Here is a 19,702-nt window from a genome sequence, read left to right as displayed (position 1 = left end):
ACACATCCGGTGACAGGAAAGGTTTAGGCCGCCTCGTCCGTTGCTTTCTCGCGTGTGCCCCGCGCGGATTACCGACGAGTTCCCAGCCCCGTCTTACCGGGGCAACCAGAAGCAGGCTCTGGCTGACATCCGTGCGGCCTTCGAGCGCGGCAAGGACGTTGTCCTCGTTCGCGCCCCGACCGGCAGCGGCAAATCGTTGCTCGCCCGGGCCATCGCCGGGTGTGCTCGAACCGCCGGCGAGGCCGCCGCCGAACAGGTCATCGACGCCTACTACACCACGCCACAGGTCTCGCAACTGGATGATGTGGCCGAGGACGCCCTGCTTGAGGACCTCTGTGTCATCCGCGGGAAGAACAACTACGACTGCATCCTTCCCGGTGAGACTGACACGCCGGTGAATCAGGCCCCGTGCGTGCGCGAACGGAAGTTCGACTGTCAGGTCAAGCACCGCTGTCCGTACTTCTCTGACCGTGCCATCGCTTCGAACCGGCGCATCGCTGCGATGACGCTTGCCTATTTCATGCAGACCGCCGGCAGCGACGTGTTCGGCAAGCGCGACGTGGTCGTCATTGACGAGGCCCACGGTCTGGGCGAATGGGCGGAGATGTACGCCACCATCGACCTCTCGCCGCAGTCCATCCCGATGTGGAACGATATCGACGTGCCCGACATCGACGGGCTGGACGAGGCTGTCGCCTTCACCGAGCGCGTCGAACACCTCGCCGAACGCCGCGTGAAGGAACTACGAAAAAAGGCGGAACTCACCGGCGAGGAAGTCGCCGAGCGGGACTCGCTGAACACGCTCCGGCAGGACCTCGGGTGGTTCCGCGAGGACTACACCGACACCGAGAGCGCGACCACGTGGGTCGTCGACCAGGCCGACGGCGAGCACGCACCGGTGACAATCAAGCCGATGAATCCGGAGCGCTACCTCAAACACACCGTCTGGGACCGGGGCAACCGCTTCGCCCTGCTGTCGGCGACTATTCTCAACAAGGAGGCGTTCTGTGCCAACGTCGGCCTTGACCCAAGCAACGTCGCACTCGTGGAGGTCGGACACACCTTCCCCGTCGAGAACCGGCCACTGTACGACGTCGCTCAGGGCAAAATGACCTACGAGCACCGCGACGACACGCTGCCAGACATCGCTCGCACTATCGTGCGTATCATGGCCCGGCACACGGACGAGAAGGGGCTAATCCACTGCCACTCGTATGCTATTCAGGAGCAACTGAAGGAGTTGCTTGACGACTTCGGCGTCGGCGCTCGCGTCCGCACCCATGACAAGGAAGGTCGGGACGGGGCGCTGTCCGCTTGGAAGCGCAGCGACAACCCCGACGTGTTCCTCTCAGTGAAGATGGAAGAAGCCCTCGACCTCGAAGGCGATCTCTGTCGCTGGCAGGTGCTGTGCAAGGCCCCCTACCCCAACACTCGCGACTCTCGCGTCGCCCGACGGCTCGAAGACGACCAGTGGGGTTGGTATTATCGGACGGCACTGCGGACGGTCATCCAGGCCTGTGGCCGGGTCGTCCGCGCGCCCAACGACCACGGTGCGACCTACCTCGCGGACACGTCGCTACTTGACCTCTTCGAGCGCGCTGACCACGACATGCCCGACTGGTTCCGCGCGCAGGTCGACCGCCTTTCACAGCCAGATTTGCCGCGGTTTGCGCCGGACCAGGCGCTCTCGGCGCTCAGTTCGGGCACGAAGCGCCGGCACGACCGCTCCCGCTCGCGGTCCGGGAACGGAAATCATCCGCTTTCGGATGTGTGGGATTAGAAGAAGGCGAAGGCTAATCCATAGACCACTGACGACCCGACCATCAGGCCGACGAGAATGATGGCGATAATCTGCTGTCTGTTCATGCCCCCTCTTGACTACTAGCCTAATTATGCGTTACGACCGTGTGTGGTACTCGCCGCTCTGGCCGGGACTGTTTGAGTAAAAACGCCCTACTGTATCTTAGCGTCCACGACAACGTGGGCGACGCCCTCGCTATACTCCTTGACGCGCCGAGTGTCCAGAACTTCGACGGCTCGGTTGGCCTCGCCGGCGGCCGCTTCCAGCCGTTCTATCGGGCGGTCGAACACGAGCGAATTCGGTGTTGCTTCGTGCATATGGAGGACGCCGCCGGGTGTGAGCGCGTCGAGCGCGCTATCGAGGTACTCGTGTGATTCGTAGTAGCCCATCACGATCCGGTCGGCGCGTCCCTCACTGGCGAAGCCCGGCACAACGTCTCGACAGTCGGCCCGATACGGCTGCACCCGCTCGTCCACATCGTTCAACATGACGTTCTCGACCAGAAAGCGAAACGACGTGGGATTGCGCTCGACGGCGGTGACGTGCGCGCCGGCGCGGGCCATCGGGAGGGTGAAGTAGCCGATGCCGGCGAACATATCCAGTACGCGCTCGCCGCCCTCGCTCGCGGCTTCACCGCTCGCCCCTTCCGAGGGCCGGGTCCCCCGCCCCTCGCTGACGATTTCACCCATCCGCGCCCGCTCGGCCTTGTTGCCGGGCGAGAACATCACTTCCGCGAGGTCCATCGCGTAGCGTGTGCCGTGTTCGGTGTGGACCGTCTCTGTGTCGCCGTCACCGGCGATGACCTCAACACTGGGTTCGCGGTGTTCCCCGGAGATGCCGTGGCGAGCCAGCACCGTCTCGGCCTCGCCGTGGAGGGCCAGCAGGGCGTCACCGACCTCCGCCGGTCGGGGGCTGTCGCCGATGTCGACGAGCACGACGGAGCCGAGCACGGCCCAGGAACTCGGGGCGGCGGCGATTTCTGCGTCGGTCCAGCCGCGCTCTCGGAGGTGGTCATCGAGCGTTCGGAGGCGGCGCTTCCCGACCTGCCGGACGACCTCCCGGAACTGCGTCTCCTGTGGCGGGGCAGTCACCGGAACTGCGACGCTGTCCGCGGTCCACTCGGTGACGCTTCTGGTGTCGTCGTAGACGCCCTCCGCTCGCAGGGACTCGATAGCAACCTGCGAACGGGGTTTGTGGACAACGACAGCTAGCTGCTGGTCGTCCGCTGTCTCCGTGTCCTCACTCATCGGTATCCGCGTCGGCGGCAGGGAGAATGTGCAACCCCGCATGACTTTTCAGCACCGGCACCTCGTCGGCGTCGATGTCGAGATAGTCCGGCCGGGGGACGGTCTTGCTCTCGAAGGTTTCGGGGTCGAGGACCTGAACGGCTCTCTCGTCCTCGATTGCGACGAGAGTCGTCTGCTGTCCGTCTTCACGGAACCCCAGCCGGCGGGCGTCGGGCGTTTCGCCCGCCTCGAAACTCGCTTCGTAGTCCTCACCGGTCGCCAGACGGACGCCCTTGAGGTTCCCTTGGACCGAGCGGACCAGCACCGGCCCGTCGCCGTCCTCCGGGTCGATGACCTCGCCCTGTCGGTAGCGGGGCAGGCGGACGGCGTAGGTCATCCGGTACAGTTCCTGCCCGTCCTCGTCCTCGGAGATGAGACGCCGTGAGTCGGAGTACGAGCCGCCGAGTCGGGCGGTGATTCGCTTGGCGATGCCCAGCCCCATCTGATTGGTCGAGATTTTCATGTCCAGTCCGTCATCGACGGACTTGGTCTCGGTGATGAAGGCGTTGCGGTCGCCGGTCTCTTCGCGGGCGGCGACGTACTCCTGTGCGATTTCCTCAGCACGCTCTCGCTCGTCGTCGGTCGGGTCGCGGCTGTCGGCCCGCACCTGCACGATACTGGCGAAGGAACCGCCAGCGATTTTCCCACAGCGCTTGCACGTCTGCCGGGAGATGCGAACAGGGACGGTGACCTCCTCGGTGACCGGCGTCCCGCGGATGACGCCGGAGAACTCCGCGTGCATCCGGATGTTGTTCTTGTCGAGTTGCTCGGGAGCGACCTGCCAAGCAACCGACTGGGCGTCGACGTGGATACCGAGCGCCTCGCTAACCTGCTCGACGGCGATATCGGTGTAGTCCTCCGCGCCGATGTCGACCCAGCGGTTCCCCTTGTGGACCGCGCCACACCGTGAACAGACCCGCACCTGGATGGTGTCGGGGGCGTCCACCAGGTCGAACTCCTCGAAGTAGCAGGCGTCACAGAGGACGTGCTCGGAGTTGCGCTGACCGCCGGCACCCGCAAGCTCCGGGCGCTCGTCAGTGCCCTCTGGTATCTCGTCACCGCAGCGTGGACAGAACTCTCCCGACCGGCTCATTACCGGTCTTACTGTACTGACCCGTTTAAGCCGTGTGTTCCGCCACCGCGGCCGGCCGCCGCCGGCAGGCCCGGGACTGCCCTCAATTACTCGCCCGTGAGAGTTGGCGCTGCAACATCGGCGTCGACGGCATCACGCCAACTGTGTCGGGGTTCCCAGTTCAACAGCCCTTGGGCCTTTGCCGTCGAGAGCGCTGACTGGTCGTCGTCCAGCTTACACTCCGCGGGAAGGTCACCCCACTGCTCTTCCACGAGGGCAGCCGTCGGCCGACCGACGTAGTTCTCGGCGGCGGCGACGTTGAACGCTTCGTGCCCACCGATGTCGGCATCGAGCGCTGCCGCGACGGCTGTCGCCACGTCGCGCACGTCGACATACGACCAGCAGTTACCCGCACCGTCGGCGAGGTCGCCCGTGGCCACGTCCCGGCAGTTGTACTCGCCGGGGTACTGAATCCACGACGGCCGTATCGAAGCAACGTCGACGCCGTCGCGCCGGGTGACCATCTTCGCCACCTCTTCGCCGGCGACCTTCGACGTGCCGTACGGGTCCTCCGGCGCGGTCGGATGGGATTCGTCTATCGGGAGATACGCCGGGAGTGGCGTCTCTTCGGCGAAGGCCAGCCCGTAGGCGCTCTCGGAGGACGCCCAGACGACATCTGCGCCAGCGCGGCCTGCGGCGTCAATGACGTTGTACGTCGCCGAAACGTTGGTGTCGAACACCCGCGTGCCCGCGTGACGCTCCGGCGCTGGGAGCGCGGCCCAGTGGACGACGGCGTCTGGGTCAACTTCGCTGAAGAGGTCCCGGACCTCCACTCCTTCAGTCACGTCGACGGCTTTGAAATCAATGTACTCCCGCGTCGGAATCTCCCAGCCGGGGTGGTCACGGTCCACGCAGACGACGTGATACTCGCCGGCGAGGTGGTCACAAATCCAGCGCCCGGACCGCCCGCGCCCGCCAGTGACGACGACTGTGTCGGTCATGCATCCGATTGTTGCCCGGAGAGTAAATGCGTGTGGACCGTTGGCCCGCTGACGGTCCACTGGCCCTGCCGTGTGGCACTTTCTCACGATAGCGAGGTTTTAGAGTGTCGACCGTCTATCAAGGGTATGGAGTGGCAAACAGACTGGGGGCTCCGTGGCCGGATGGCCCTGACGATGTTCCTGCTGTTCGCGCTGTACATCGTCTTCCTTGGAGCGCTCACGCTGTATTTCAGCAATCTCGCACTCATCGTGGTTGTCATGGGACTGTTCCTCGGTGCGCAGTTCTTCTTCAGCGACAAACTCGCCCTGTATTCGATGGGGGCTCGGACGGTCGAACCGGAGGAGTACCCGGAACTTCACCGGACCGTTGACCGCCTCGCCCAGCAGGCCGACCTCCCGAAGCCGAAGGTCGCTGTCGCCGACTCGCGGGTGCCCAACGCCTTCGCCACCGGCCGGTCCAAGAGCAGTTCGGCCGTCTGCGTGACGACGGGCATCATGGACACGCTCGACCAGGACGAACTGGAGGGCGTTATCGCCCACGAACTGGCCCACATCAAGAACCGCGACGTGATGGTGATGACCATCGCGTCGTTCCTCTCGACTATCGCCTTCCTCATCGTCCGGTGGGGCTGGCTGTTCAGCGGCGGCCGCGAGCGCGGTGGCCAGCAGGTGCCCGTCATCGTCGCCATCCTCATCTCGCTGGTCGTCTGGGTCATCTCGTTCCTCCTGATCCGGACGCTCAGCCGCTACCGCGAGTATGCCGCCGACCGCGGCGGCGCGATGATTACCGGCAAGCCCGCCGCCCTTGCGAACGCACTGATGAAAATCGACGGTCGGATGGACAAGGTCCCCAAAGAGGATATGCGCGACCAGGCTGAAATGAACGCGTTCTTCATCATCCCGATTAACGTCGGGTGGATCGGCCGTCTGGCCAGCACTCACCCCTCGACCGAGAAGCGCATCGACCGCCTGCAGGACCTCGAACGCGAACTCGAAAGTCGGTAATGTCTGTTTATTATCTGATTTGCCGGCAGTCGTCTACGCGATAGTGTGGATTCTCACCGTGACAGCTATACAGAGCCAGAAAGCCCCGGCTGTCTGAACTCGGGGGACTCGCTGCGCGCTTCACTCACTCCGTTCGTTCCAGTGCTTACGTCGTCCGCCGTCGTTCAGCCAGCTGCCCCTTTCAGTCCCTCCTGTGGCTGATTGAGCAGCCGAAACGGGTGGGACTGAAAGGGGCGAGTCGCTGGGCGTACGAGGCGACGTAAGCACCGCAACGTGGTGAGGAGCGCAGCGAGTCGCAGTAGCCCAGCGACTCGGGGCTTTCTGGCTGTTAGAACAGTTGTCCCTGTCTTCGTACGCAACCACAGCAACTAGTCGAGACACAAACCACCTTGGTCTCCGGCCCGTAGGGGCTCGCATATGGGACTGCTCGACGGACTCAAGAGCGTCCTCGGGGTGAAAGCCGAGGCCGACGCGACACGGGACGCCGACCCGGACGACCTGTTCGGGATGAGTACCGCCTATATCACGATGGAGGCCGATCTGGGGTACGAACCGACCGGCGAGGCGGCGCTGTGTTTCGCCGACGTCGACAGTACGGACTTTCAGGACGCTATCGACGAGGTCGAATCCATTCTCGACGCCGGAATGGTCGAGACGGGCACCCGGGCGACCTTCGAGACCGACGACCACGGCTATCAGTGGGTCGTGCTGCACGACAACGACTTCGAGGACCTGCTCACGTCGATCCACTTCGCGGCGGACACGCTCGTCGAACGGCGCTACGGCTCCCGCCTGCTCGCGGCGCTGTTCTCGTTCGAGGACGCGCGCAGCGACCAGACCGTCTACTGGGTGTACTCCTTCCGCCGGGGCGCGTACTACCCGTTCGCGCCGGACCCACACGACAGCCACGAGCGCAACACCTCCGCAGAGTTCAAACTGGACAGTAACCTCAGCGACGAAATCACCGTCGAGGACGACAAGGAGTACTGGTATCCGCTGTGGCCGGATCGTCCCGGCTACCACCCCTGGGAGTGACATGACCGACGGCAGCGTCGCTGTCGGTGACCACGTCCGGCCGACCGAGGCCGGCCGCGACAGCCGCGTTCCCGCCGGTGTCTACCGCGTCGTCGGTACGGACGAAGACGCTGTGACGCTGCTGGTGGTCGGCGACGTGGCCGGCCGTCGCGTCCACACCGGCGAGGTGGTGACAGTCGCCCGCGGGGACCTCGACGCGTTCGAACCCGCCGAGAACCCGGACGCAAGTCGCTCACTTGCCACACACATTCTCTCACAGCTTGCCGGCCTCCGGTGGTCGCTCTGGCTGTTTTGGCGCTCAATCCGCTCCAGGCCGATTTCCGGCACGACTGCGATTACGCTCCTCCTCGTCGGCACGTTCGGCGACGGGATACTGCCGGTGTCCGAGACGGTGCTGACTGTACTCGTTCTGCTGGGGACGCTGTTGCTCGTCTATCTCGGTCGAGCGGGTCCGGCCTGAATCCGTTTCCACCGCCCACCGACCCTCCTTCCCATCTAAAACTCCCGATACCATCTCGAAGCGTCCTGCTTCCGTCCGACACTTTCACTTTCACTCTGGTGTTAACGAGGCTTTATACCCCCGGACGCACAAGGCATGTCTATGTCCGCAAGTGAGGACCTCGAAGAGCTGCCGGGTGTCGGTCCGGCGACAGCAGAGAAACTCGAAGACAACGGCTACGACTCCTATCAGGGAATTGCAGTCGCCTCCCCCGGCGAACTGTCGAATACGGCCGACATCGGCGAGTCGTCGGCGGCAGATATCATTCAGGCTGCCCGCGAAGCGGCCGACATCGGTGGTTTCGAAACCGGGTCGACGGTGCTCGAACGCCGTGAGCAGATCGGGAAGCTCTCCTGGGGCGTCGACGAGGTCGACGACCTGCTCGGCGGCGGCGTCGAGACCCAGTCCATCACCGAGGTCTACGGTGAGTTCGGCGCGGGGAAGTCCCAGGTAACGCACCAGCTCGCAGTCAACGTCCAGCTTCCGGCCGAACACGGCGGGCTGGAGGGCAGCGCTATCTTCGTCGACTCCGAGGACACGTTCCGACCTGAGCGTATCGAACAGATGGTCAAGGGCCTCGCCGACGAGGTACTGGCAGATACGATGGTCCTCCACGGCATTGTCGAAGAGGAGGCCGACGCAGACCCAACCGACGAGGCGCTACTTGACGACCTCGTTGCCTCTGTGCTGGAGAAAATCCACGTCGCGAAGGCGTTCAACTCCAATCACCAAATCCTGCTGGCCGAGAAGGCACAGGAAATCGCCAGCGAGAGTCAGGAAGAGGAGTTCCCCGTTCGCCTGCTCGCCGTCGACTCGCTGACCGCTCACTTCCGCGCTGAGTACGTCGGTCGTGGCGAACTTGCCGACCGCCAGCAGAAGCTCAACAAGCACCTCCACGACCTGATGCGGGTCGGCGACCTCAACAACACTGCTGTCGTCGTCACGAACCAGGTCGCCTCCAACCCTGACTCCTTCTTCGGCGACCCGACCCAGCCCATCGGTGGCAACATCCTCGGCCACACCTCCACGTTCCGGATGTACCTCCGGAAGTCCAAGGGGAACAAGCGTATCGTCAAGCTCGTCGACGCGCCGAACCTCCCGGACGGCGAGGGTGTCATGCGTGTCGAAGAAGACGGCCTGCTGAACGAGTAGCCCGGCCGCCAGCAGTAACGGCCATCGCCGGTCCGACGACTACAGATAATTTCCTCTGCCAGTCTTTGACACCTGCGACAGTTTTCATCCGGACTGGTATGTGGACTGCTCTCGCGCCCCGAACCCCTTCGTTTCATCTCGAACCGGCTTCCGTCTGGCGTCTTGCGGTCGTCAGACGCACCGTGGTGAATGTGAAACTTCAACACCCTAACCGCAGGACGGCGGTACATCTCCTGTTGAAACAGAGGGGTAACAGCCGGGAACCGACAGACGGCTGTCTGGTCGTCAATGGTTGCGGAGGGTAAACCGTCGACTGGAGATTTCAGTGCCCACTCCCCGGTGTTCGGACGATGCGAAAATCAGGTGCGCGGCGTCAAATCAGTCGCCCGCCTGCCTGTGCGTCGGCGCGAGAACGCCTCGCCCTCAGTCCCCAGCAGACTTCATACCGGTCTCTTCGAGGTCTGCACCACCGACCGACGAGCGCAGGGCGTCCATCCCGTCGTCGCGGTCGATGCCGAAGTTGTCCCGGTACAGGTTCTGCACGCGGTCGTACTCCTCGTCACTCAGCGGCGGCGTGTCGGGCGCACCGGCCCACTCGTCGATGTCGGCGTTCGTCCGGAACGTCGGGGTGACCGACGCCACCTCGTCGTTGTAGAGGAGCCACTGGATGGCGGCTTGGCCCATCGTGCGTGCCCCGTCACGTTCGAGGAACCGGATTTCCTCGACCTTCTCCCAGCCGGTCTCGTACCACTCGCTCGGTCGGTGCGAGCGGTGGTCGCCCTTACCGAGTTCTGTCTCGGGGGTCACCTGCTCGTTCAGCAGCCCAGAGGAGTGAGGGACGCGAGCCAGCACCGACGTGTCGGCGTTCTGCTCGCGGATGGTGTCGATGAAGTGCTGGCCGGGGGTCTGTTCGAAGAGGTTAAACACGGTCTGGAGCGCGTCGAACTCGTTTGCGACTGCGGCGTCGCCCTCGGCGAGCCAGCCGATAGAGGGGCCAAGCGCCCAGCCGATGGCGTCGACCTTCCCCTCCTCGCGGAGTTCGTCGAGCGCTTCCAGCACGTCCTCGTCGACCTCGTCGACGTTGGCGTTGTGGAGCATCAGGAGCTCGACGTGGTCCATGCCAAGGCGGTCGAGCGAGCGGTCAACAGCAGTGTGCACCCATTCGGGCGTGACCTTCTTCGGGAGTTCGCCGTGGCCGGCCTGTGGATTATTGTAGAAGTCGTACCCGATTTTCGTCGAGACGGTAACTTCGTCGCGGTGTTCCGCCAGCGCTTCGCCGATTATCTCCTCGCTGTCGCCGTGGCCGTATACGTCGCCGGTGTCGAAGAACGTCACGTCCTCCGCGAGCGCGTGCTGGACCATGTCGATAGCATCGTCGCGAGTACGGTCGCCCCACCAGTCCGTGCCGACGACCCAGGCACCGAACCCGACTTCTGAGACTTCGACGCCGGAGTTTCCGAGTGTCGCGTATTCCATACGCGTTTTAGCGGCGCTGTCCACTTAGCCGTCTTGGTTTGCGGTGTCGGACCGCGTCCGAATCCGGAGCTGCGGGGTCGCAATGTCGTCAAGCAACTCGACTGCACCGTACTCTTGACGGACCCACCAGTACAGCCCGGCCCCGCCGACGGCGAGCAGTGGCAGGGCGACGAGGCCCCCTTCGGGACCAAACCCACCGCCGGTCACAAGTTTGGGGCCGGTCGCGGTCGTCGAGAGCAGGGCGACACCCATCCGGAGGCCGCTGACAGGGAAGCCAAGCAGTGCCAGCGTGTAGTTCCAGGCGACGTGGAAGCCGCTGGCGACTCCGAGTCGACCGGTCAGGACGTAACACGCACCGAGCAGGAGGCCGTAGAGGGTGATGTTGGCCACGCTGAGCAGCGACGCGCTGGGGTTCGTCCAGTGGAGGACGCCGAACAGTCCACCCGTCAGTGCCGTTGCGACAATAATTGCGCGCCGCTTCCCGATCCAGCCGGCGAGTCCCTCAGCCGCGTTCGTCAGGAGATACCCACGGACGAGCACCTCCTCGGCAGTAGCCTGGACGAGGAAAAACGCCCCCAGAAGGAGGACGGCGACCGGTGGTCCGAACGCGGTCAGCGGGAGCGGTCCGCTGTCGACGGTTGCAAGGACGACGCTGACTTCGACGAACCCGACGGCCAGTTCAGCGAGCAGGACGAGCGCGGGAAGCCCCGCCCCGAGCAGGAGGCCGAAGGCCGCGTCGCGCCACCACTGGCGGTCGAATCCCAACCCGTAATCCGGGAGCGTCCGCCGGTCGAGTAGATAGCCGATTACGACGGCGACGACGGTTCCAACAGCAAAGAGCGTAATCTGGCGCACGACTGCGACCGTCGGCGTCACACGCACTCCTGACGACACCACTGCGATCATCCCTGAGAGGAGGACGAGGCCGAACCCGGCGAGAAACAGCCACAGCGTGACCCGCCACGGCGCCCGCAGCCGGCGCTCCGCGGGATTGACAATGTAGCGCCGTATCTCCATGATGAAGTCCGACCTGACCATGTCGTGGTCTGGAACGGCGGCGTCTTAATTGTGGCTTGCCCGCTGTGCTCTGTGGGACACAGTCTCGTGACACGAGTGTAACTGGGTAGGTTTCACGTAACGGAAACCCCTATCTGCCCGCGAAGCCACGTACTCGACATGACGAAGCGTCACGTGTCGCTGCCACCGCTCGCCGAAGAGGGGCTCAGGGCGTTTATCGACGAGGTCGATGAACGCCTCTCCGGTGACGAGGACACCTGCGATGTTGTCACCGACGTGCTTGTCGACCTCCACGGCGATCGGGAGGCCTACGAGCGCTGGCAGGACGGCGCGGATATCTCTCCGGCCGAGCGGGTCCGGCTTCAGGGCTATGACCCCTGTAACACGACCCTCGAAAGCGAGTACTACGCCGAGAAAGACGAGGAGCGGTTCAAACGCTCGAAACACCTCCAGTGGCTCTGGCGGCAGTTCGACGCGACGCCGATGGCGGACAACGTCGAGTTCGCGCTCCGGTTCCGTCGGATGCTCGCCGACCATCTCTTCGAGTCCTGTGGCGAGGGCTGTCGCTTCTTCAAGGGTATCTCCTTTACCTACGGCCACAACATCGAGGTCGGTGACAACGTCGTCGTCCACGACGACGTCCATCTGGACGACCGCGGGAAACTCACAATCGGCGACCGCGTCTCTATCTCCGACGATACCCACGTCTACAGCCACGACCACGACGCCGTCGACCAGACCCACGTCGACAACTACCACACTATCATCGAAGACGACGTGCGCCTGACCTACGACTCGATGGTCCGGGCCGGCGTGAAGGTCGGCGAAAACGCTATCCTCGCGGCGAAGTCCATCGCCGGCAAAGATATCCCCGCCCATCACGTCGCTGCCGGCACACCGGCGAAGTCGCTGACAGTCAAGGACGGCTGGGAGTCCGTCGCAGAGCCCATCGAGGGGGCGAACGTCGACCGCCGCGCTGAGCGGCAACTGTCCGTTGACCTGCCCGACAATCTAGAACAGTTCGACGAGTTCCAGCGCGACCTCTCGCCGCCGGACCGGGAGTAGGCAGCGACAGTACGTCCCCTCTCCGCAACCGAAGTCCTTTCTCGCAAACCGACCAACAATGGCTATGCGAAGTGTCGCTATCAACGTCGGAGCAAACACGAACGAGCCCGGCTTTCGCGGCCCGCTGTTTTCCGACGGCTCTTTTGAGTACATCCCGATTCCCGAATCGAAACCGACCAGTGAGCCCGTGCCGACATACGGCGACCTCGACCTGCGGACCGACGTATCCGCGGTGGCCGACCAGCCGGTCCACTTCGACCCGGAGTTTCCGGAGGCCGGCGGCGAACGCTACACGTACGGTGACGAACACGGCGTGAAAGCGGGCCCGCTCTCGGAGCTGTCGGCCGGCGACTATCTGTTTTTTTACGCGACGCTGTCGGTAGCCGATGAGTGTCCGGCTTGGGCGTCGCCGGAGTGGGGTGCCCACGTCATCGGTCACTTCCAGCTCGCCCGCGACGCGGTCTCGGGTGAGGAGTACCGCGATCTCCCGTCCGCAGAACAGGCCCAGTTTGCCTCGAATGCCCACGTGAAACGCGACCCATTCGACGCTCGCGTTCTCATTCGCGGCAACGCCGACGAGTCACAGCTGTACGATACAGTGGTCCCGCTGTCGGCACCGAGCGGGGGCACCGACGCGAACGAACTGGTCACCGAACTGTCGTCCGACTCGGGGAAAGGCCCGTGGTGGCGACGACCGATGCGGTTCGACGAGGCCGGTACGGAGCGACTGCTCGAACTGGCCGATAGCCACCCCAGCGCTATCGAACGCTGACGCAGCCGAATGAGTTATCACCGGTGAAAATAGAATGTGAAAGCATATGTCCAGACGGACTCAGATAGCTGATATGCGTCTCTCTAGTGGGGTCCCCGGCTTCGACGAACTCATTGAGGGGGGGTTACTCCCGAATCGTCTTTACGTGGTCAGCGGCCCGCCGGGCAGCGGGAAGACTACTTTCTGCTCACAGTTCATTACACAGGGCGTCAAGGAGGGCGAGACGTGCCTGTACGTGACGATGCACGAGACCAAGACGGAGCTGATGCAGGACATGGCCGGCTACGACTTCGGCTTCGACCGGGCCATGCAGTCTGATGCCATCCAGTTCCTCAACCTCGTCACCGAGAGCGGGAAGCGAACTATCACGCAGTTCGGCAACGAGGGCGGCCTGACGAATCGACTCGTCGCTTACATTAGACAGAACGACATCCAGCGGGTCGTCATCGACTCGACGATGCTGTTACAGCATTTCATGGCCGACGTTGAAGACGAGATTACGGGCTTTCTTTCTGCGCTGAAACAGACCGACGCGACGACACTGCTCATTTCCGAGATGACTGACCCGTCCTCCTACAGCGACGAGCACTACCTCGCCCACGGCGTCGTCTTCTTCCATAACTTCCTCGAAAACGGGAGCATGACCCGCGGCGTTCAGGTTATCAAGATGCGGGGTACCGCTATCGACTGTGACATCCGCGAAATCTCCTTTTCTGACGCCGGACTGCAGGTTCACACTGACCGGAAAGTGGAGACATGAGTCGCTACGAGCGTGAGTTTGGCACCGACTGGGACACTCTCGACAAAGACGAGGCTACCGACCGGGCCTACGCCATCGGCGTCGCCGAGCGCCTCGGGGAGTACAACCGCGAGGAACTCGAAGCCATCTACGCCGAGATGAACTCGGCGTATCACAAGAGCATGGTCGAACTCGCGTACGACGAAGGGCGCAACGAAGCGAAGGAAGCGGCGGAGACGACCAACGCCGACCGGGACGCCCTCTGGGCAGACCTCATCAACGGCGAGAAGACGTATATCGACGAAGGAGAGGTGCCGACTGGCGGCCGCGACGGCCTGCCGTCGGCGCTTGATTCCTCGGAGCTGCTGGACAGGCAGTCAGTCGACAGCACTGACGCTGTCGACAGGCCGGACTTTCTCGACCGATAGCCCTTTCAGTGTGTGTGCGCCAACCGCCCGAACAGCGCTGCTGCTCGCCTATGTAAAAACGAAGGAGACGGAAAATCCGTCCAGAGCTGGGGTGACTGCAGGCCGCTTTTGACCGTTAGAAGGAGACTTCGTCCGGTCCGTCTTCGCCCATGCAGATCGGGTCGCGGTCGGAGTAGCCTTTCCGGCCGATGGCCTTGCTCGACACGCCCGAGAACGCCGCGAACTCGGCGTCTTCCGCGCTTTCGAAGGTTTCCGGAGCCGACCGGCTGAGTGCGTCGCCCAGCCGTTCGGTGCCGTTTGGCAGTTCGAGTTCCATATCGCCGTCGCCCTCGATGATTTCTTCGGCTGAAACCGGGTAGTCGTACGATTGGAAGGCGTCCGTTGCGTTGCTTAGCATTCGCATATCTATCGAAAGTTCATGGTTCCTAATAAACCTTCACTATAGATAATCATAATATCCCTTAATGCGTATAAGGAACCAACGTTTCGTGTGCCCACGACTCATGATTCGACCAGAAGCGGCTTCCTGCTGGGGATTGTGTGAACCGTATGGTCGTCGCTGATTTGCACGTACACACGACCCGCTCCGACGGGACGCTCTCCTTCGACGAGGTCCCGGCCGCTGCGAGACGAGCGGGCGTCGAGGTTGTCGCCGTCACGGACCACGACCGACTCCAGCCTGCACTCGACGGCCCCGTCACCCAGCGGGACGGTGTGACGCTGCTCCACGGTATCGAACTCCGCGTCGAAACCGAGACCCAGCGACTGGACCTGCTGGGCTACGGCGTCGACCCGACCGACGAACTCCGGACCGAATGTGCGCGCATCCAGCGGAACCGCCGGGAGCGCGGCGCGCGCATCATCGAGTGCGTCGAAGACCGCCTGGGCGTCTCGCTGCCCGTCGAACCGCGCGACGGCCTTGGTCGGCCCCACATCGCCCGCGGAATCGCCGAGGTGTCGGACCACACCTTCCAGTCCGCGTTCGACGAACTCATCGGCGACGACTGTCCCTGTTACGTCCCACGGGAGGTCCCGTCCTTCGAGCGCGGCTGTGCCGTTCTCTCAGATGCGTGCGGGCTGGTCGGCCTCGCGCACCCGTTCAGATACCCTGAGACGGCGGCTGCACTGTCGAAGTGTGCGTCGCTCGATGCCGTCGAACGGTGGTACCCGTACGGCCGCGCTGTCGACGACAGCCTCGTCGACGATGCTATCGAGCGATACGACCTCGTCCCGACGGGCGGCAGTGACGCCCACGGCGAGACGCTGGGTGACACTGGTCTGGACTCGCCCGCGTGGGACCGAGTCGAAACGGCGCTCAACGTCTGACAACCGGCAGACGGAACCCGAGGGTTCAATGTCATCCGGGTCTACTATTCAGGTATGCAGTGTCACTACTGCGACCGTGAAGCCGACATCGCCGTCGAGAACGACGGTGTCAAGGTCGGTGTCTGCAAGACACACTTCCGTGAACAGATGGCGGAACTGGAAGACGCCGACTGGCTCGAAGACCTCGACGAGGAACTCGATATCGACCGACGCGAGTGACCGACACTCCGTCTCTCTGCTTTTGTTATGGCGTGTCTTCCGTGTCACCACTGTGGCTCGCCCTGACTAACCGTTAAGGACTGCCCGCCGTACATGGCAACTATGGAGAAAGTCAGCCTTGACGCCGTCGAATCGCGAATGGGGCCGGCGTCGGTCAAGCGGGCGCTCGCCGGTCCACTCGGCACCGACAATATCGCGTTGAATCACTACGAACTGGCACCGGGCGAGTCCTTCGGCTTCGGGTATCACCGCCATCCGGACCAGGAGGAAGTGTTTCTCGTTCAGTCGGGCACAGCGACGTTCGAGACAGAGGACGGCGACGTACGCGTCGGAGCGGGCGAGGCCATCCGCTTCGCTCCCGGCGAGTGGCAACGCGGGCACAACGAGGGCGACGAGCGCGTCGTTGCGCTTGCGCTCGGCGCACCACAGGAGATGGGTGACACGGATATGCTCCGGCACTGCGAGGAGTGTGGCGGTCGCACGCACAACTACGTCGAAATGACGGCCGACCGGGACGCGCTCGTAACACGGTGTGCGGAATGTGACACCGAGACCGGTCGGTTCACCTGACCGGCAACAACTCCTTCGGCGGGTTAGTCGTCAGCAGCGGTGGTCGCACCGGTCACGCCACCCGCGTGACGCGCGGCGAACTCGGTGAAGTTGTCGAACAGCCGCTTGGCCTCGCAGGCGGCGCGGTAGTTCTCCTCTGTGACGCCGTCAAGCACCGCGTCAATGCGCTCGTCGGCGAGCTGCTCATCCTTGCCTTTCGTCACCGTTTTGGCTGTTTCGGGGTCGTACTCGGGATGGAACTGCACCGAGAAGACGTTCTCTTTCCGGAACCCGTGGATGCCGTAGTCGTTCTCGGCGAACGTGGTCGCGCCCGGCGGCACCTCGGCGACGCGGTCCGAGTGCGTCGTGAAGACGGTAAAGGACTCGTCGACGCCAGCAAGCAGTTCGTTCTCGCCGTCGTGCTCGACCGTCCGGTAGCCGATCTCGTACTCGTCCATCGGTTCGACGGTGCCGCCGAGTGCGTGTGCGAGCAACTGGTGGCCGAAACAGACGCCCAGGAACGCGATATCACGGTCGATTGCCGCATCCACCCAGGATTCGAGGTCCCGAATCCAGGGCTCGTCCCAGTAGACGGACGCGCGGCTGCCGGTGACCAGACAGCCGTCGAACGCGAAGGTGTCGGGCAGTTCGCGCTCGGTCACGTCGTATTCCACGAGGTCGGCGTCGAGTTCCCGCCGGAAGTTCCGACGATTGTCGTCGCCGTCGTGGGCCGCGTTCAGCAGGGCGATTCGTGGCCTCATTACAAGTACGCAGCGGCTCAAATCGTAAAAACATGCGTACCGACGGCAGTGATTGCCGCTCACAGTGACGGGGACGCCGGCGTCGAAGTGCACGCTGGTACAGCGACTCTTGGGAACGATTGAACTCTCAAAACTGTCTCGCTACGGGCCGCTGACGACTGTGATATGTGCGTTACGTCTGGTCCGCTTCCGGGTTGTTCGTCCGCCGATAGGAGCCCACCATCTTCCACAGCGTGTCGTTGAAGTCGTCGTTGTTGGCTTCGCTCTCGATCTGCCGGTACAGGTTTTCCGAGACTTCGATACGGGGCATCAGGTGTGTATAGAGAGCGGGAGTAAATAAATCTCCGCTGACACGGAATCGAGTAAAAGCTTCAACGAGCCCCTCTAGGGGCCGTATAACCATTTGGCACCGAAAGAGACGAACCAGGCCATCCAGATGCAGAAGATGACTAGCCACGTCCCGTACTGGACTGTCGGGTCGGGAATCAGAACGTACGCCACAATAAGTAAAACCGCGATGCTCGCTGCGGCCGTGGCGTCCCAGCGGTCCAGTCCGGGCGGTTCGACCATCGGGAACTACTGTGAGATACCGTAGGTATCGTTGTCCCAGTCGTTGATGCCGGTGTCGTAGACCGCCTGTTCGCGCTCGATGGCGTCGATGCGCTCGCGGTCGGTGGCGTCGAGTTCCCAGCCGAACAGGTCGAAATTCTGGCGGACGTGTTCGGGCGAGGAGGACTTCGGTAGCACGACCACGTTGTTCTCAACCGCCCACTTCAGGACGATCTGAGCTGGCGACCTGTCGTATTTCTCGCTCAGGTCCTGAATAATATCGTCAGCGAACACCTTCGTCCGACCCAGCGGCGCGGCCGCCTCGACGACAGTGTCGGTGTCGCGGCAGAACTCGACGACCTGGTCCTGTGTGTTCCAGGGATGGTACTCGATCTGGTTGACAGCGATTGGCACGTCGGCGACGTGCTGGGCGGCCCCGAGCTGGTACGCGCTGAAGTTCGAGACGCCGACATTGCGGATCTTCCCCTGATCGTGGAGCGTCGCCATGGCGTTCATCGTCTCACGGATGGAGGTCGCGGGGTTGGGCCAGTGGACGAGATACAGATCGAGGTAGTCGGTCCCGAGGCGGTCGAGCGACGCCTCGCAGGCCTCGATGACGGATTCGTAGTCGAGGTGTTTCGGCAGCACCTTCGAGGTGAGGAACACGTCCTCGCGGTCGTAGTCGGCCAGGGCCTCGCCGATTTCGCTCTCGTTCTTGTAGCCCTCGGCGGTGTCGACGTGGGCGTAGCCTACATTGAGCCCGGCCCGAACGGACTCCTGTACGGTGTCGCCGTCGATGTCCCACGTCCCGACGCCGACCATCGGCAGTTCGTCGCCACTCGGGAGTGTCGCTGTTGGGGGTGTCACATCCGTGTCTCACTCGCCGCAGTCAAAACCGTTTCGCGCACATCGCGGTATGGCACACACCCGTTCGTCGCTCACTCGGGACCGGCGACGTCGACCGGTTCGCCGGTGTCCGCGCTGCGGGCCAGCGCGTCCATGACGCGCATGTTCCCCAGTGTCTCAGCTTGGTCGATGGGTGGCGTTTCGCCGTTCTCGATGGCGTCCGCGAACGCCTCGACCTGCAACTGGTAGTGGTCGACCGGGTCGAACGTTTCGGTGACTTCGCGGCCGTCGACACTGTACGTCAGCGAGACGGACTGGTCGTGGTCCGGGCCGAAGCAGTCCTTCGCTTCGAGCCAGCCGTCATCTGCCTCGACCCGGTAGGACTCCCGTCTCGGCCCATCGAACCCACAGGAAATCGAGGCGACCCGTCCGTCGTCGTACGAGAGGACGCCGCTGAGGTTCGTGTCAACGCCACTGTCCCGTGAGTCCCGACTGTGCGCGAACGCCCGGTCCGGCTCGCCGAGAAAGCCCCGGGCCGCACTGACGGCGTAACAGCCCACGTCCATCAGGCTCCCACCGGCCAGCTTCGGGTCCAGACGGATGTCCTCGGGGTCTGAGAGCGCGAACTTGAACGACGCATCGACAGTGTGCACCTCGCCCAGTTCGTTTTCGACGATGTCTCTGGCCCGCTGGGTCCGCGGGTGGAACTGATACATGAACGCCTCCATCAGCGTGACGCCCTGTTTGGCACAGTAGTCGAAGAGGTCCACTGCCCCGGCCGTGTCGACGGTCAGTGGCTTTTCACAGAGTACGTCAAGCCCGTGGTCGGCGGCCCGCTGGCTCCACTCGGCATGGAGCGCGTTCGGAAGCGGGTTGTAAACTGCGTCGATGTCCGCCTCGGCGAACATCGTTTCGTAGTCGCCGAAGGCACTGTCGATACCCAGCGTTTCGGCCACCTCGCTGGCACGGTCTCGGCTTCTGGAGCTGATTGCCGCGACCGTGTGGTCCGACTTCTGGATACCCGGAATCACGTCCTCGCGTGCGATTTTTGCCGTTGAAATAACCCCAAAGCGCATACCGATACCCGACGCCCCGCTGATAAAC

At 63.5% G+C, this 19,702-nt stretch carries 23 protein-coding genes; 12 read left to right on the top strand and 11 right to left on the bottom strand.

Annotated elements, in window-relative coordinates; all coding sequences use genetic code 11:
* Nucleotides 1–52: 52 nt before the first annotated feature.
* Nucleotides 53–1,780: an ATP-dependent DNA helicase gene (locus tag G9C82_RS08370; RefSeq protein WP_127013868.1), complete on the top strand. Its 1,728-nt coding sequence runs from the start codon at nucleotides 53–55 to the stop codon at nucleotides 1,778–1,780.
* 173 nt (nucleotides 1,781–1,953) lie between these two features.
* Here G9C82_RS08370 and G9C82_RS08365 read toward each other — a convergent pair whose 3' ends face one another.
* From G9C82_RS08365 to G9C82_RS08355, 3 genes are all read right to left on the bottom strand, one after another.
* Nucleotides 1,954–3,048: a class I SAM-dependent methyltransferase family protein gene (locus G9C82_RS08365; RefSeq protein WP_127013867.1), complete on the bottom strand. Its 1,095-nt coding sequence runs from the start codon at nucleotides 3,046–3,048 to the stop codon at nucleotides 1,954–1,956.
* Entirely contained in the window at nucleotides 3,041–4,180 is a 1,140-nt protein-coding gene (locus G9C82_RS08360; protein WP_127013866.1) for a 60S ribosomal export protein NMD3, read from the bottom strand. The genes G9C82_RS08365 and G9C82_RS08360 overlap by 8 nt, the downstream gene beginning before the upstream one ends.
* A gap of 86 nt (nucleotides 4,181–4,266) precedes the next feature.
* Entirely contained in the window at nucleotides 4,267–5,160 is an 894-nt protein-coding gene (locus G9C82_RS08355; protein ID WP_127013865.1) for an NAD(P)-dependent oxidoreductase, read from the bottom strand.
* Nucleotides 5,161–5,286: 126 nt separating this feature from the next.
* Between G9C82_RS08355 and htpX the strand changes: the two genes are divergently transcribed.
* The 4 genes from htpX to radA all read left to right on the top strand — a co-directional run bounded on the left by htpX (nucleotide 5,287) and on the right by radA (nucleotide 8,851).
* A complete protein-coding gene (htpX, locus tag G9C82_RS08350; protein ID WP_007187906.1) occupies nucleotides 5,287–6,165 on the top strand; it encodes a zinc metalloprotease HtpX in 879 nt (292 codons plus the stop codon).
* A gap of 417 nt (nucleotides 6,166–6,582) precedes the next feature.
* Nucleotides 6,583–7,200 (top strand): hypothetical protein, encoded by a 618-nt coding sequence (locus G9C82_RS08345; protein WP_004960279.1) that lies wholly within the window; start codon nucleotides 6,583–6,585, stop codon nucleotides 7,198–7,200.
* 1 nt (nucleotide 7,201) lies between these two features.
* Complete coding sequence (locus G9C82_RS08340; protein ID WP_127013864.1) at nucleotides 7,202–7,660, top strand: hypothetical protein; 459 nt, start codon at nucleotides 7,202–7,204, stop codon at nucleotides 7,658–7,660.
* A gap of 141 nt (nucleotides 7,661–7,801) precedes the next feature.
* Nucleotides 7,802–8,851: a DNA repair and recombination protein RadA gene (gene radA, locus G9C82_RS08335; protein WP_007187908.1), complete on the top strand. Its 1,050-nt coding sequence runs from the start codon at nucleotides 7,802–7,804 to the stop codon at nucleotides 8,849–8,851.
* A 423-nt stretch (nucleotides 8,852–9,274) separates the two neighbouring features.
* On the opposite strand, the gene G9C82_RS08330 is transcribed toward radA, so the two are convergent.
* Together G9C82_RS08330 and G9C82_RS08325 are read right to left on the bottom strand one after the other, a co-directional pair.
* Nucleotides 9,275–10,327 (bottom strand): aldo/keto reductase, encoded by a 1,053-nt coding sequence (locus G9C82_RS08330; RefSeq protein WP_127013863.1) that lies wholly within the window; start codon nucleotides 10,325–10,327, stop codon nucleotides 9,275–9,277.
* 24 nt (nucleotides 10,328–10,351) lie between these two features.
* Nucleotides 10,352–11,365: a CPBP family intramembrane glutamic endopeptidase gene (locus G9C82_RS08325; RefSeq protein ID WP_127013862.1), complete on the bottom strand. Its 1,014-nt coding sequence runs from the start codon at nucleotides 11,363–11,365 to the stop codon at nucleotides 10,352–10,354.
* A gap of 138 nt (nucleotides 11,366–11,503) precedes the next feature.
* Here G9C82_RS08325 and G9C82_RS08320 point away from each other — a divergent pair, with 138 nt between their 5' ends.
* From G9C82_RS08320 to G9C82_RS08305, 4 genes are all read left to right on the top strand, one after another.
* The gene (locus G9C82_RS08320; RefSeq protein WP_127013861.1) at nucleotides 11,504–12,409 is read left to right on the top strand and encodes an acyltransferase; all 906 of its coding nucleotides are present in this window, start codon (nucleotides 11,504–11,506) and stop codon (nucleotides 12,407–12,409) included.
* A 64-nt stretch (nucleotides 12,410–12,473) separates the two neighbouring features.
* Nucleotides 12,474–13,181, top strand: coding sequence for a hypothetical protein (locus G9C82_RS08315; protein WP_127013860.1), 708 nt, complete (start codon nucleotides 12,474–12,476; stop codon nucleotides 13,179–13,181).
* 73 nt (nucleotides 13,182–13,254) lie between these two features.
* A complete protein-coding gene (locus tag G9C82_RS08310; RefSeq protein ID WP_004960255.1) occupies nucleotides 13,255–13,941 on the top strand; it encodes an ATPase domain-containing protein in 687 nt (228 codons plus the stop codon).
* A complete protein-coding gene (locus G9C82_RS08305) occupies nucleotides 13,938–14,348 on the top strand; it encodes a hypothetical protein (RefSeq protein ID WP_004960253.1) in 411 nt (136 codons plus the stop codon). The genes G9C82_RS08310 and G9C82_RS08305 overlap by 4 nt, the downstream gene beginning before the upstream one ends.
* A gap of 115 nt (nucleotides 14,349–14,463) precedes the next feature.
* On the opposite strand, the gene G9C82_RS08300 is transcribed toward G9C82_RS08305, so the two are convergent.
* Entirely contained in the window at nucleotides 14,464–14,751 is a 288-nt protein-coding gene (locus G9C82_RS08300) for a hypothetical protein (protein ID WP_004590034.1), read from the bottom strand.
* 146 nt (nucleotides 14,752–14,897) lie between these two features.
* Between G9C82_RS08300 and G9C82_RS08295 the strand changes: the two genes are divergently transcribed.
* The 3 genes from G9C82_RS08295 (at nucleotide 14,898) to G9C82_RS08285 (ending at nucleotide 16,463) form a co-directional block, all read left to right on the top strand.
* Nucleotides 14,898–15,674, top strand: a complete 777-nt coding sequence (locus G9C82_RS08295; protein WP_127013859.1) for a PHP domain-containing protein — start codon at nucleotides 14,898–14,900, stop codon at nucleotides 15,672–15,674.
* Between the two features lie 54 nt (nucleotides 15,675–15,728).
* The gene (locus G9C82_RS08290) at nucleotides 15,729–15,893 is read left to right on the top strand and encodes a DUF6757 family protein (RefSeq protein WP_004516452.1); all 165 of its coding nucleotides are present in this window, start codon (nucleotides 15,729–15,731) and stop codon (nucleotides 15,891–15,893) included.
* A gap of 102 nt (nucleotides 15,894–15,995) precedes the next feature.
* Nucleotides 15,996–16,463, top strand: coding sequence for a cupin domain-containing protein (locus G9C82_RS08285; RefSeq protein WP_127013858.1), 468 nt, complete (start codon nucleotides 15,996–15,998; stop codon nucleotides 16,461–16,463).
* A gap of 23 nt (nucleotides 16,464–16,486) precedes the next feature.
* Here G9C82_RS08285 and G9C82_RS08280 read toward each other — a convergent pair whose 3' ends face one another.
* The 5 genes from G9C82_RS08280 to G9C82_RS08260 all read right to left on the bottom strand — a co-directional run bounded on the left by G9C82_RS08280 (nucleotide 16,487) and on the right by G9C82_RS08260 (nucleotide 19,674).
* Nucleotides 16,487–17,203: a type 1 glutamine amidotransferase gene (locus G9C82_RS08280; RefSeq protein ID WP_004960239.1), complete on the bottom strand. Its 717-nt coding sequence runs from the start codon at nucleotides 17,201–17,203 to the stop codon at nucleotides 16,487–16,489.
* 172 nt (nucleotides 17,204–17,375) lie between these two features.
* Nucleotides 17,376–17,513, bottom strand: coding sequence for a hypothetical protein (locus G9C82_RS08275; protein WP_004516449.1), 138 nt, complete (start codon nucleotides 17,511–17,513; stop codon nucleotides 17,376–17,378).
* 74 nt (nucleotides 17,514–17,587) lie between these two features.
* Nucleotides 17,588–17,773 (bottom strand): hypothetical protein, encoded by a 186-nt coding sequence (locus tag G9C82_RS08270; protein WP_127013857.1) that lies wholly within the window; start codon nucleotides 17,771–17,773, stop codon nucleotides 17,588–17,590.
* Nucleotides 17,774–17,779: 6 nt separating this feature from the next.
* A complete protein-coding gene (locus tag G9C82_RS08265) occupies nucleotides 17,780–18,574 on the bottom strand; it encodes an aldo/keto reductase (protein ID WP_127014428.1) in 795 nt (264 codons plus the stop codon).
* 116 nt (nucleotides 18,575–18,690) lie between these two features.
* Nucleotides 18,691–19,674 (bottom strand): Gfo/Idh/MocA family protein, encoded by a 984-nt coding sequence (locus G9C82_RS08260; RefSeq protein ID WP_127013856.1) that lies wholly within the window; start codon nucleotides 19,672–19,674, stop codon nucleotides 18,691–18,693.
* Between the last annotated feature and the right edge of the window lie 28 nt (nucleotides 19,675–19,702).

Source organism: Haloarcula sp. R1-2 (assembly GCF_011627385.1).
GTDB lineage: Archaea > Halobacteriota > Halobacteria > Halobacteriales > Haloarculaceae > Haloarcula > Haloarcula marismortui.
Note: the sequence above shows the minus strand (reverse complement) of the source record. Positions and strands in the feature narration are given on the sequence as shown.

Excerpts from the sequence above, each read along its gene's own strand:
- G9C82_RS08310 (WP_004960255.1), top strand. The coding sequence starts at position 13,255 with ATGCGTCTCTCTAGTGGGGTCCCCGGCTTCGACGAACTCATTGAGGGG.
- G9C82_RS08325 (WP_127013862.1), bottom strand. The coding sequence starts at position 11,365 with ATGGTCAGGTCGGACTTCATCATGGAGATACGGCGCTACATTGTCAAT.
- G9C82_RS08300 (WP_004590034.1), bottom strand. The coding sequence starts at position 14,751 with ATGCGAATGCTAAGCAACGCAACGGACGCCTTCCAATCGTACGACTAC.
- G9C82_RS08260 (WP_127013856.1), bottom strand. The coding sequence starts at position 19,674 with ATGCGCTTTGGGGTTATTTCAACGGCAAAAATCGCACGCGAGGACGTG.
- G9C82_RS08365 (WP_127013867.1), bottom strand. The coding sequence starts at position 3,048 with ATGAGTGAGGACACGGAGACAGCGGACGACCAGCAGCTAGCTGTCGTT.
- G9C82_RS08305 (WP_004960253.1), top strand. The coding sequence starts at position 13,938 with ATGAGTCGCTACGAGCGTGAGTTTGGCACCGACTGGGACACTCTCGAC.
- G9C82_RS08340 (WP_127013864.1), top strand. The coding sequence starts at position 7,202 with ATGACCGACGGCAGCGTCGCTGTCGGTGACCACGTCCGGCCGACCGAG.
- G9C82_RS08315 (WP_127013860.1), top strand. The coding sequence starts at position 12,474 with ATGCGAAGTGTCGCTATCAACGTCGGAGCAAACACGAACGAGCCCGGC.
- G9C82_RS08330 (WP_127013863.1), bottom strand. The coding sequence starts at position 10,327 with ATGGAATACGCGACACTCGGAAACTCCGGCGTCGAAGTCTCAGAAGTC.
- G9C82_RS08275 (WP_004516449.1), bottom strand. The coding sequence starts at position 17,513 with ATGCCCCGTATCGAAGTCTCGGAAAACCTGTACCGGCAGATCGAGAGC.
- G9C82_RS08270 (WP_127013857.1), bottom strand. The coding sequence starts at position 17,773 with ATGGTCGAACCGCCCGGACTGGACCGCTGGGACGCCACGGCCGCAGCG.
- G9C82_RS08265 (WP_127014428.1), bottom strand. The coding sequence starts at position 18,574 with ATGGTCGGCGTCGGGACGTGGGACATCGACGGCGACACCGTACAGGAG.
- htpX (WP_007187906.1), top strand. The coding sequence starts at position 5,287 with ATGGAGTGGCAAACAGACTGGGGGCTCCGTGGCCGGATGGCCCTGACG.
- G9C82_RS08360 (WP_127013866.1), bottom strand. The coding sequence starts at position 4,180 with ATGAGCCGGTCGGGAGAGTTCTGTCCACGCTGCGGTGACGAGATACCA.
- G9C82_RS08295 (WP_127013859.1), top strand. The coding sequence starts at position 14,898 with ATGGTCGTCGCTGATTTGCACGTACACACGACCCGCTCCGACGGGACG.
- G9C82_RS08285 (WP_127013858.1), top strand. The coding sequence starts at position 15,996 with ATGGAGAAAGTCAGCCTTGACGCCGTCGAATCGCGAATGGGGCCGGCG.
- radA (WP_007187908.1), top strand. The coding sequence starts at position 7,802 with ATGTCCGCAAGTGAGGACCTCGAAGAGCTGCCGGGTGTCGGTCCGGCG.
- G9C82_RS08345 (WP_004960279.1), top strand. The coding sequence starts at position 6,583 with ATGGGACTGCTCGACGGACTCAAGAGCGTCCTCGGGGTGAAAGCCGAG.
- G9C82_RS08320 (WP_127013861.1), top strand. The coding sequence starts at position 11,504 with ATGACGAAGCGTCACGTGTCGCTGCCACCGCTCGCCGAAGAGGGGCTC.
- G9C82_RS08280 (WP_004960239.1), bottom strand. The coding sequence starts at position 17,203 with ATGAGGCCACGAATCGCCCTGCTGAACGCGGCCCACGACGGCGACGAC.
- G9C82_RS08355 (WP_127013865.1), bottom strand. The coding sequence starts at position 5,160 with ATGACCGACACAGTCGTCGTCACTGGCGGGCGCGGGCGGTCCGGGCGC.
- G9C82_RS08290 (WP_004516452.1), top strand. The coding sequence starts at position 15,729 with ATGCAGTGTCACTACTGCGACCGTGAAGCCGACATCGCCGTCGAGAAC.